The 12,029-nt window shown below is 61.7% G+C and carries 5 protein-coding genes; all 5 read left to right on the top strand.

The features are described 5' to 3' along the window. Window positions 1–90 precede the first annotated feature (90 nt). On the top strand, window positions 91–2,685 hold the full coding sequence (locus AC4BCN_RS20860) for a chemotaxis protein CheB (protein ID WP_490491661.1): 2,595 nt from the start codon (window positions 91–93) through the stop codon (window positions 2,683–2,685). Further along, complete coding sequence (locus tag AC4BCN_RS20855) at window positions 2,682–4,796, top strand: PAS domain-containing sensor histidine kinase (protein ID WP_490491660.1); 2,115 nt, start codon at window positions 2,682–2,684, stop codon at window positions 4,794–4,796. The genes AC4BCN_RS20860 and AC4BCN_RS20855 overlap by 4 nt, the downstream gene beginning before the upstream one ends. Window positions 4,797–4,882: 86 nt before the next feature. Beyond that, window positions 4,883–7,030, top strand: a complete 2,148-nt coding sequence (locus AC4BCN_RS20850) for a S46 family peptidase (protein ID WP_490491659.1) — start codon at window positions 4,883–4,885, stop codon at window positions 7,028–7,030. A 143-nt stretch (window positions 7,031–7,173) separates the two neighbouring features. Beyond that, the gene (locus tag AC4BCN_RS20845) at window positions 7,174–9,948 is read left to right on the top strand and encodes a type VI secretion system Vgr family protein (protein ID WP_490491658.1); all 2,775 of its coding nucleotides are present in this window, start codon (window positions 7,174–7,176) and stop codon (window positions 9,946–9,948) included. 25 nt (window positions 9,949–9,973) lie between these two features. Beyond that, window positions 9,974–12,028, top strand: a complete 2,055-nt coding sequence (locus AC4BCN_RS20840; protein WP_490491657.1) for a phospholipase D-like domain-containing protein — start codon at window positions 9,974–9,976, stop codon at window positions 12,026–12,028. Window position 12,029 lies beyond the last annotated feature (1 nt).

Here is a 12,029-nt window from a genome sequence, read left to right as displayed (position 1 = left end):
TTCGCGTTTTATCGCGCATCTTGGGTGCTAGAATGCAAGATTATTAATTTTCAGCCTGACGCTTTGGCCGTGGCTGCTATCTTGCAGACGATGACACGCAGTAAACACAGCAATACTTCCGTTCCCGAAGTGGCCGCCATCGTTTTCCCGGTGGTGGCCATCGGCGCTTCCGCCGGCGGGCTTGATCCCATCGTCGCTTTCCTGGCCAACGTGCCGCAGGAAAGCGGGATTGCCTATGTGGTGATCCAGCATCTCGATCCCACGCAAAAGGCCATGCTGCCGGAACTGCTGCAGCGCGCCACCAGCATTCCCGTCACGGAAATCACGCACCAGGCGGAATTGCGGCCCAATCACATCTATGTGATTCCGTCGAATGCCGACCTGGGCCTGTCCAAAGGGCGTTTCGTGCTCAGCGAGCCGGTGCAGCTGCGCGGTCACCGCTTGCCCATCAATACCTTTTTCGAGAGCCTCGCCAGCGAACTGGGCGAACTGGCCGTCGGCGTGATTTTTTCCGGCATGGGCAACGACGGCACGCGCGGCCTGCAGGCGATCAAGCAGGCCGGCGGCCTGACTCTGGCCCAGCATCCCGATACGGCCAAGTTCGACATGATGCCGCAAAGCGCGGTGGCAGCCGAAGTGGTCGACCTGGTCGATTTCCCCGACAAGATGCCGGACAAGATCATCACCTATCTGTTCCGCAGCAGTTTCCTCAGCTTGCCCGGGCATGAGCCGAACGGGCGCAATTCCCTGCAGGAAATTGTTGCCTTGCTGTCCGAGCACACAGGCAACAGTTTTACCGATTACAAGATCAACACGGTGCTGCGGCGCATCGAGCGGCGCATGAGCTTGTATCAAATGACGTCGATGGAAGAATACGTGCCGTACTTGCGCGCCAATCCCGCCGAAATCGACTTGCTGTTCAAGGAATTGCTGATCGGCGTGACGAGCTTCTTCCGCGACCAGAAGGTGTGGGAATACCTGAAGATGGTGGTGTTTCCGCAAATGCTGGCGGCCCATCCGGACGGGCGCGCCTTCAAAGCCTGGGTGCCCGCCTGTTCCACGGGCGAGGAAGCGTATTCGCTGGCCATGGTCTTCCATGAAGTGGTGGCCAGCATCAATCCGCCGTCGAAATACAGCCTGCAGATCTTTGCCACCGACCTGTCGGCCGATGCCATCGACCGCGCGCGCCAGGGCCGCTTTCCGCATAGCATCATCAGCGACGTGTCGGCCGAACGGATCGAGCGTTTCTTTGTCAATGACAAGAACGGCTACCATGTGAAGAAAGAGATCCGCAACACGATCATCTTTGCCCAGCAAAACATCATTTCAGACCCGCCGTTCACCAAACTCGACATCCTGTGCTGCCGCAATCTGTTGATTTATCTCAATGCCAAGCTGCAGCAGCGTTTGATACCCTTGTTTCATTACGCGCTGAACCGTGACGGCATTTTGCTGCTGGGCAGTGCCGACACGCCCGGCCATTTTTCCGACCTGTTTTCGCCCCTGACCACGTCGACACGGCTGTACCGCCGCCTCGACAACTTGGCGCGCCAGCGCCTGCCCACGTATTTCCCCACCAAGGTATCGTTGGCATCCCCCCCTACACCTAGCGACACGAGAGAAGTCAGCATGACCGGAAAGATTCAATCCCATGTCGAGCAATTATTGCTCCAGAAATATTCGCCTGCCGCCGCGCTGCTGAACCAGGACGGCGACATCCTGTACATCAACGGCCGCACGGGCGCCTTCCTGGAACCGGCGGCCGGCAAGGCCAACTGGAATATCCACGCCATGGCGCGCGAAGGCTTGCGCTACGAGCTGGCCAGCCTGATCAAGCAAGCCCTGCAAAGCGAAAGCGTGGTGCGCCTGAAGGGGCTGGTGGTCAAGGACCACCTGGGGCAATCCCTGGGCGTGGACCTGAGCGCCGAAGCGCTGAGCCAGCCCGAGTCCCTGCGCGGCATGGTCTTCGTGACGTTCTCCAGTGCGCCGCTGGTGACCGAGGTGCGCCGCGGCCGTTCGCCGAATCCGAAGGTGCTGGAACTGGAGCAGCAGCTGGCGCAGGCGCGCAATGAAATCCAGGCCGTGCGCGACGAGATGCAGACGTCGCGCGAGGAACTCAAGTCGGCCAACGAGGAATTGCAGTCGACCAATGAAGAGCTGCAATCGACGAACGAGGAGCTGACCACCTCGAAGGAAGAGATGCAGTCGCTCAACGAGGAGTTGTACACGGTCAATGCCGAGCTGCAATCGAAGGTCGACGACTTGTCGCTGGTCAACAGCGACATGAAAAACTTGCTCAACAGCACCGATATCGCCACCATTTTCCTCGACAGCGACCTGCGCATCCGCCGCTTCACGGCGCCGGCCACGCAAATCTACAAATTGATCCAGACGGACTTGCGCCGCCCGCTCAGCGACATCGTCAACGACCTCGACTATCCTAGCCTGGAAGACGATGCGCTGGAAGTGATCCGCAGCCTCGTGTTTTGCGAGCGGCAAGTGGAAACCAAGACGGGGCGCTGGTACAACGTGCGCATCATGCCCTACCGCACGATCGAAAATGTGATCGACGGCGTGGTGGTGACCTTCATCAACATCACGGAATCGAAACTGCTGGAAGCCCAGCTGCGCCAGATCCAGTCCGGCGCCGCGGCGGCCGGCAATAGCGGCGAGAACGTGTCATGAACGAGCCATTCGACGAGGAGAGCGCGCCGGCCAGATTGCGAGAGCAGGCCGAGCAATTGGCGGCGCAGCAGCGCCAGCCCGTGCCGCAGTCGAATGAAGACGTGATACGCCAGCTGCATGAGTTGCAGGTCAGCCAGATCGAGCTGGAAATGCAGAACGCGGCCCTGGCCGAGCTGGAACAGCTGAAGAATGAATATGAAAGCAGCCGCGACCGTTATGCGCAGCTGTATGAACAGGCGCCCGTCAGTTACTTCTCGCTGGCGCCCGAGGGCGTCGTCACGCGTGTCAACGTGGCGGCCTGCGGCTTGCTGCAGCGCGACAGGAACCAGCTGCTGGGGCGGCGTTTCGAACAATTCGTCGCGCCCCAGGCGCAGGGCAGCTTCCGCCGCTTCCTCGACGCCGTCTTCACGAGCGGCGCGCGGCAAGTGCTCGAAGCCCAGCTGTTCGGCGGCTCGGCGGGCGGCATGGTGCGTATCGAAGCCAATTTCGACGCGGACAGCGCCACAGCGCGCATGCTGGTGACGGACCTGGGCGACGAGCACGCGCGCGAATCGGCCTTGCGGCGCGCCTTCGTCATACTCGACAGTATCCGCGAAGGCGTGCTGGTGACGGACAGCGACAACCGCATCATTTCCGTCAACCCCGCCTTCACCACCATCACCGGCTACCAGGCCGAGGAAGCCATCGGGCGCGATCCGTCCTTCCTCGGCGGCGGCACGCATTTGCCGCATTTCTATGAAACCATGTGGCGCAGCCTGCACCGGGATGGCAGCTGGTATGGCGAACTGGTGAACCGGCGCAAGAATGGCGAGCGCTTCGTCGAATCGCTGTCGATCACGCCCATGCGCACGGCGGACGGCACCATCAGCCATTTCGTCGGCGTGTTTTCCGATATTACCGAGCGCAAGCTGGCCGAGGCGGATTTGCGCGAACTGCACCGCGAGCTGGACCAGCGCGTCATCGACCGCACGGCCGAATTGCTGCACGCCAACCAGCATCTGCAGCTGGAAGTGCAGCAGCGTGAGCGGGCGCAGGAAGCCTTGCGCGATGCCGAGCGTTTCTTTCATGCCACCATCGATTCGCTGACGGACCGGGTGCTGGTGCTGGACCAGGCGGGCAGCGTCGCGCATGCCAACCAGGCGTGCCTGGATTTTGTCGGGCAGATGCAAAAACCGCTGCATTACCTGGAGTTTTGCGAGACGGACCCGCGCTGGCAGCGCAGCGCCGGACGCGAGCTGGCCGCCGGCATCCGCTCCGTCATTGCCGGCCGTGCCGACACGTTTGCGCTCGAGTATGAATTTATCACGCGCTCAGGCCCCCGCTGGTCGCAGGCCAGGGTCAGCCGTTTTCTCGGCGAAGGGCCGCTGCGCGTGGTGGTGGCGCACACGGACATTACCGAACGCAAGTTGATGGATGGCGCCCTGCGCCAGTCGCACGCGCAGCTGCGCCAGCTGGCGCTGCACCTGGAAACGGCCAAGGAAGACGAGCGCAAGCGCATTTCGCGCGATATCCACGATGAACTGGGGCAAAACCTGCTGGCGCTGCGCATCGATATCTCCATGCTCAGCGCGCGGACCGAAGGTTCCCATCCGCGCCTGCACCGCCGCGTCGGCGCCGTGCTCAGCAATGTCGACACCACCATCCGGAGCGTGCGCGGCATCATCAACGAGCTGCGTCCGATGGCGCTGGACCTGGGCTTGCAGGCCGCCATCGAATGGCAGGTGGGCGACTTCCGCAAGCGCAGCGGCGTCGCTTGCCGTCTGCTGATACGCGACGAGGCGCTGTTTTCCACCATCGGCAGCCAGGCCGAGATCGTGCTGTTCCGCATCGTGCAAGAAGCGCTGAGCAACGTCATGCGCCATGCCCAGGCCAGCCAGGTCGAGATCGAGTTCAGTTCGGATGCCTGCGCCGTGTACGTGGCCATCAGCGACAACGGCATCGGCATCACGCCGCAGCAGCAACGCAAGAAACAGTGTTTTGGCCTGATCGGCATCGCCGAGCGGGTGACGGCGCTGGGCGGCCACTTTTATGTGGGCTTGCCGGCATCGGGCGTCGGTTGCCGACTGGCCCTGCAGATCCCCCTGCAGGGCGCGGGGCGGCCGGCCGCCTGATACGGAAATTGCAAGGGGTTAATTTTTGCCGACTCAGCTCCCTTGGACAGGCTATACTTTCGCCTGCTTTTATGGAGGGGCATATCTTGTTCAAAACAATCGTTTTACCAGTCGCCTTGTTGGGCGCGTTCGCCGGCGCACACGCCGACGAAGGGCAATGGCAACCACACCAACTGCCACAGCTGAAAGCCGAACTGAAACGGGTCGGCATCGAAATTCCTGCAGAAAAACTGGCTGACCTGAGCAAGCACCCGATGAGTGCCATCGTGTCGCTCGGCGGCTGCTCGGCCGCTTTCGTCTCCGACGCCGGCCTGGTGGTGACGAACCACCATTGCGCGTACGGTGCCGTGCAGCGCAATTCCACGCCGGAACACAATTACATCACCAACGGCTTCCTGGCCAAGACGCGCGCCGCAGAGCTGCCGGGCGGTCCGAACAGCCTCGTGTATGTGACGGACAAGGTGGAGAACGTCAGCGACCGCGTGCTGAAAGGCTTGACGGCCGACATGAGCGGCCGCGCGCGCCACGAAGCCGTGGAAAAGCGCGTCAAGGACTTGATCGCCGAATGCGAAACGGACAAGATGTACCGCTGCTCCGTGCCCGCCTTCCACCGCGGCCTCGAGTACTACCGCATCCGCCAGATGATGATACGCGACGTGCGCCTCGTGTACGCGCCATCGGACAAGATCGGCAACTTCGGCGGCGACATCGACAACTACGAATGGCCGCGCCATACGGGCGATTACTCGTTCCTGCGCGCCTACGTGGGCAAGGATGGCCGTCCGGCCGACCCGTCGCCCGACAACGTGCCGTACAAATCGAAGGATTTCCTGGTGGTGTCGGCCGAAGGCTTGAAAGCCGGTGACGGCATCTTGCTGGCAGGTTACCCCGGCCGCACCAGTCGCTACAAGCTGCCGGCGGAAATCCGCTTCGCACGCGACACGGCCTTCCCCCTGAAAGTATCGGAACTGCAAGCGGACCTGGCCGTGATGGCCGACGCGACGAATGGCGACGCGGCTGCCGCCGTGCGCTATGCGAGCGTGGTGAAAAGCATCAACAACGTGCTGAAGAAAACCCAGGGCTTGCTCGACGGTTTCGCGCGCAAGGACATCGCCGCCATCAAGGATGTGCAGGATGCCGAGTTCCGCGCCTGGTACGCCAAGCAGCCGAACGTGTCGCCGACCCTGCTGGCCGAACTGGACGCGGCGATCGCCAGCGACATGGCCTTGAGCGAAGAAGAGTTCGCCTGGAGTGTTGCCACCAACAGCGACTTGCTGAAAAGCGCGCGCACCATCTACCGCTTGTCGCTGGAGCGCCAGAAAGCGGACGCCGAGCGCGAATCGGGCTACCAGCAGCGCGACCTGGCCTTCATCAAGGCCCGCCTGACCCGCCTGGAGCAATCGTACGTCAACAAGGTCGACCAGGCGCGTTTTGAAGCTGGCCTGAAGCGTTACGCGCAACTGGCGGCGAAGAGCCATCCGCAAGGTCTGGACGCGCTGCTGCCGGTCCCAGCGGCCGTGGCGGCCCTGTACCAGCAGACGCAACTGGCGGACACAGCCAAGCGCCTGGCCTGGCTGGAAAAGGACCAGGCCGCTGTTGCCCAGTCCGATGACGCCTTCATGGCGCTGGCCATCAAGTTGCAGCCGGTCGAGGCGGCGCTGGAAGAGCGCCGCAAGGAAATCGACGGCAATCTCGAGCGCGTGATTCCGCAATACATGCAAGCCGTGATCGCATGGAAGAAGTCGCAAGGCAAACCTGTCTATCCTGACGCCAACTCGACCCTGCGCGTAACGTACGGCACCGTGTCGCCATACTCGCCGCGCGATGGCTTGACCAAGGGACCGTTCACGACCGTGGAAGGCATCGTCGAGAAAGTCACTGGCAAGGCCCCGTTCGAAGCGCCGCAAGCGCTGATCGATGCCGTCAAGCAAAAACGCTACGGCCAGTTCCGCGATCCGGTACTGGGCACGGTTCCCGTCAACTTCCTCACCAGCGCCGACACCACGGGCGGCAATTCCGGCTCGGCCGTGATGAACAAGCGCGGCGAACTGATCGGCCTGAACTTCGATTCGACGTATGAATCGATCACCAAGGACTGGTACTTCGACACGGCCATCACGCGCGCCATCCACCTCGACATCCGCTACATGCTGTGGGTGATGAAGGAAGTGGACCACGCGGATAACCTGTTGCAGGAAATGAGCATCAAGTATCCGAAAGCCGCCAAGAAATAATCTTTCTTGGTTGAAATGAAAGCCGCATCCGCCGCAGGGCCGATGCGGCTTTTTTGCGTATGGGCAACTAGTTTGAGTTCCATCAATATGCCAGCGTTCACCATGGTTAGCATGGGCTAGGGGAACTATCCGAAGGAGGAAAAATGGATGATGGCGAGCTGGCAGCCGATCTGGCGCGCCTTTTCGGAGCGAGCTGGCGAGTCCAGGACAGCCGCTTGCTGCGCATGGATTTTCCGCGCAACGATGGTCCGCCCGATACCGCGCTGCTGGTCAACAGCTTGCGGGCACACGAGGAAATGTCACGCGACTTCCGCTTCGACGTCGAACTGCTGTCCGACAATCTCCACGTCCCCCTGACGGCGATGATGGGCCGGATGGTCACGATTTCGATGGTGCGCGATGACGGCAGCTTGCGCTATTTTAATGGTTATGTCGGCGAATTTCGCTTGTTGCGCAGCGATGGCGGTTTCGCGTTCTACCAGATGGTGCTGCAACCCTGGCTGGCGTTTTCCAGGCTGCGCATGGACAACGTCTCGTTCCACGAACGCACGGTCATCGACATCAGCGAAACGACCTTCGCTCACTACTTGCAGCGCGACTGGCAAAACCGGCTGCATGAGGAAAAAGCGATATTAAGCTGCGCCAACCAGCATAATGAAACCGATTACAACCATCTGCACCGGCGTTGGGAAGACCAGGGTATCCATTACTGGTATGAACATCGTGCCGACGGTCATACGCTCTGTTTGGGCGACAATACCTGGCTGAGCGACAGCATCGACCCAGGCGACGGCCATGCCAGCGAAGCCGACGAAATGATGTTTCGCGGCGACGCGGGCTCGCTGGAGCGCGACGGCATACGTGATTGGCAGGCAATACGGAAGATCGCTTCAGGCTCGCTCACGCTGGCCAGCTTCAACTACAAGCAGCCGTATGCCAGCCGCACCAGCGGCCATGCGCTGCACCAGCAGGGCGACGTGTTTGCCCATGAACTGTATCAGGACACCGGCTATGGCTATGCCGACATGGGCGACGGCGAAGCGCTGGCGCAACGCCGCCTGGAGGAGAGTAACTGCCGGGCGCAATACTTCGACGCGGGCGGCAATCACCGCTGCGCCCAGGCCGGGCGCAGTTTCACGCTGGTCGGACACTTCAGCGGCAAGCAATCCATGCCGGCCAGAGGTGAACCGGCGCGCCCGGACATTGGCTCGCGCGAATACCTGATCTTGTCGGTCGATCATATCGCCAGCAACAATTACCAGGCAGGCACGGGTGCGAAGTCGCATTATGAAAACCGTTTTAGCTGCATCCGCAAGAGCGTCCGCTGGTATCCGGGGCGACAGTTCAACAGCACGCCTTGTGCGTTGCCCGGCGTGCAGACGGCGATTGTCACCGGGCCGGCAGGTGAAACCATCCATACCGACGGTCTGGGCCGGGTGAAGGTGCAATTCCACTGGGACCGGCTGGGCAAGTTCGACGCGGGCAGTTCGCCATGGATCAGGGTCATGACGCCATGGGCGGGCCAGGCGTTCGGCCAGATCGCGTTGCCGCGCATCGGCCAGGAAGTGCTGATCCAGTTTCTCGACGGCAATATCGACCGTCCCGTCATTGTCGGCGCGGTGTACAACGGCAAGCATGCGCCGCCGTGGAATTTGCCGGGGCAACGCATGCTTGGGGGCTGGCGCAGCGCCGAGCTGATGCCTGGCGGCGGCTACGGCGTGCGCGGCAACCAGTTGGTGCTCGACGACACGCACCAGCGCATCCAGGCGCAACTGAAAAGCGATCATCAGCACAGCCAATTGTCGCTCGGCTGCATCAGCCGCATCGAAGACGCCAGCGGGCGCAAGGATGCGCGTGGCGAGGGCTGGGAACTGGCATCAGACGCCTGGGGCGTGGCGCGCGCCGGCCGCGGCATGTTGCTGACCACCGAAGCGCGCCCCGGTGCCGGCTCGCATATCAATAGCATGGATGAAACCTTGCGCCGGTTGGCCGAGGCTGCCGAGCGGCACAAGGCGCTTGCCGCCTTGGCGCAGCATTATGGTGCGCAAGAAAGCGCCGCCCAGCAGGGCGCCGCCGCCGATGTGCTGAAAGCTCAGCATGCCGGGATCCAGGGCGGTGGCGGCAATGGCGAAAACGCGTTTCCCGAATTAGCTAAGCCGCATCTGGTGCTGGCCAGTCCGGCCGGTATCGAAACGACGACCGCGCAATCGACGCACATCGCCAGCGCCGAGCACACCGCGCTGACGGCCGGACGCGACCTGTCGCTGGCGGCCGGCGGCGGCCTGTTCGCCAGCATCGGCGCAGCGTTCCGCCTGTTCGTCCACAAGGCTGGCATGAAACTGATCGCCGCAGCTGGCCCGGTGCAGATCGCGGCGCAAACCGATGCGGTCGATATCGTCGCCAACAAGGTTCTGGAGTTGATCAGCCAGACCGACTGGGTGGATATTCGCGGCCGCAAAGGCGTGCGCCTGCATGGCGCCAATTGCATGCTTGAAATTAGCGACAAGGTGCAGTTTTTTACCGCGTCGCCGACGCTGTTCCATGGAAACCTGGAAACGCTGGCGCCCAAGAACCGGCCGCAACCGGAGCTGGAACCGCCCATCGCGCCGGTAGCGGGGCAATTGCAGCATACGATCCAGGCCCATGCGGATGGTGGTCAATACGCGCACGTGCCGTACACGCTGTACAGGGGAGACGCCGAAGTCGAACGCGGCTTGACCGACGAATTCGGCCGCATCCTGATCGCGCATCAGGACGGCACGCCGCGCTACCGTGTCGTCCTTGGCAATGGCGAAGAATTTTCATTGCAGGCCAGCGCACGCTTCGACCCGAACGCGGCGCCGGACGGCGAACAGAAGCTGTCGAACCGCGGTTTGCGCGCGTTCGACGACACCGCCGATGGCCGCTGGGTTCAATGATTCACGACACTGACTGGAGAGCGCCATGCCGGAATCGAGCGGCCGCATCGAAACGACCCATATCGACGAAGTCGGACGGACTGCGACGAGTTCGCTCCAGTGGCTGCTGGAAAACCGCAACCTGAAGGGCAAGGCCAGCCACCCGATCACGCATAACAACAAGCTGACGCTGTTCATTTGCGGACAGGAAGCGTTCACCGACATCGCCGCGGAGATCGCCAAGGCCAAACATTCAGTCGACCTGTGCTGCTGGGGCTTCGACCCGGGCATGGAAGTGGTGCGTGGCAACGGCGCAACCTGGCCACGTGGCGACACGTTTGGCGACTTGCTGATCGCCGCCGCACGGCGTCACGTCAGGGTGCGCCTGCTGATCTGGCATGACCGGATCGGTTCGCCGATGGTGCACAATATGCCGGGCCATTCGCACGGCACCTCGCCATGGAAAACCTATGGACAGCGCGCCGACGACATCAGCGCCAAAGCCAGCCTGGCGATGTTGCAGGACGCGGTCGCCAGGAAAGCGATGTTCAGCGGCGGTTTCAGGGGCGATAGGGTCCGGCCCGAGGATATTCCGATGCTGGCGCGTGAAGAATATTGCTACAACTGGTATGTGGCGGCGTTTAAGGGCATGCTGAGTGGTATCACGATTCGTTTGCGCCACGGCGACAGCGGCGCAATCAGCAAGAGTATCTCGACCGAAATCAACCAGCCGCGCGGCTTGACGATGGGGGAAATCGAAAAGCCCGGCATGCAATACCTGGGCACGCACCACCAGAAGCCTGTCCTGATCGATTTCGACCACGAAGAGGGGGCCAAGGCCGTCGGTTACGTGATGGGCCTGAACTCTGTGACCGATTATTGGGACACGACGGCCCATCTGCTCGACGATACGCGCCGCGAACAGGGCGGCGTCAACGAGCGGCGCGAGTGCTTGCAGGGAATGGCCGCGGACGGCGGGTTCGCCACGCTGAAACCGTATCAGGATTACGCCTGCCGCATCGACGGCGGCAAGGCATTGATCGCGCTGTACAACAATTTCGTAAAGGCATGGGACCGCGCTATCGACGACCGCACGCGTTCGGCTTCCACCGACTGTGTTAGCCAGGAGTTGCCATGTGGCAGCCCACCGGCGCGGCTGTTGCGCGAGGCCGGGCCGGACGACTCCACCGTGCAGATCGTCCTGACGCAGCCCGAGGAGCAGGACAAAACCATCAAGGAAACCTACTTTCGCGCCGTGACCCAGGCCAGCCTGGCGGCCGGCTACCTGTATGTGGAAAACCAGTATTTCCAGTATGAAGATTGGGCCGCGCATTTGCTGAGCGAGCGCAAGAAGGTGGTCGCCGCCTGGAAGGCCGGCAGTGTCAAGGCGGGCAAGATCTTGCAAGACATGCCGGTCATGCACGTGTTCATCGTCATTCCGGTGCCGGAACGCGCGCAGATGGTGCCGCGCACCCACGACACGCTGGCGGCGCTGGGGCAGCACGCTGGCATGACGGGGCAAAACACCATGATCGACGACTACAACAAGCGACCGAAAACCCGGCGTGTCAGGGCAGGATTCGGCATTTCCACCGAGGCGGAAGTCAAGTTGCCCGACGTGGTGCGGCATTCCAACGGCATCAACAAACCCGGCGCGATGATGCTTGAAAGCGAATTCGGGCTGAAGGTCTCGGTGGCCATGCTCAATGTCAGCGCGTTCGACACCAACCGCTGGCGCTACCGTGAAATCTACATCCACTCCAAATTGATGCTGGTCGACGACGTGTTCATGACCTTGGGCAGCGCCAACCTGAACCAGCGCAGCATGGCCGTCGACAGCGAAATCAATATAGCCACCATCGACCGCCGCGTGGCCCGCGATTTGCGCAAGCGGGTGTGGCGCATGCATAGCGGGGGATTGGTCGATGGCGGGGGCGGGACGAAGGCGGAGATTGTGGATGCCTTTGAAAAGTGGGGAAACTTAATGAAGGCCAATCGAACGAAAAAGCTGGCAAAACAAGGCGGAGCAAAATTAAAAAAAATGATTGGTTTTTTGTTGCCATTAGAAGATAGCCGAAGTTCTACTATACGTCTGGGGTGAG

This window comes from Janthinobacterium sp. Bl 1, assembly GCF_058215535.1.
This window is presented reverse-complemented; position numbering and strand designations above follow the sequence as displayed.

What these genes read in the sequence shown, in the direction of transcription:
- AC4BCN_RS20860 (WP_490491661.1), top strand. Translation starts at nt 91, where the DNA reads ATGACACGCAGTAAACACAGCAATACTTCCGTTCCCGAAGTGGCCGCC.
- AC4BCN_RS20855 (WP_490491660.1), top strand. Translation starts at nt 2,682, where the DNA reads ATGAACGAGCCATTCGACGAGGAGAGCGCGCCGGCCAGATTGCGAGAG.
- AC4BCN_RS20845 (WP_490491658.1), top strand. Translation starts at nt 7,174, where the DNA reads ATGGATGATGGCGAGCTGGCAGCCGATCTGGCGCGCCTTTTCGGAGCG.
- AC4BCN_RS20840 (WP_490491657.1), top strand. Translation starts at nt 9,974, where the DNA reads ATGCCGGAATCGAGCGGCCGCATCGAAACGACCCATATCGACGAAGTC.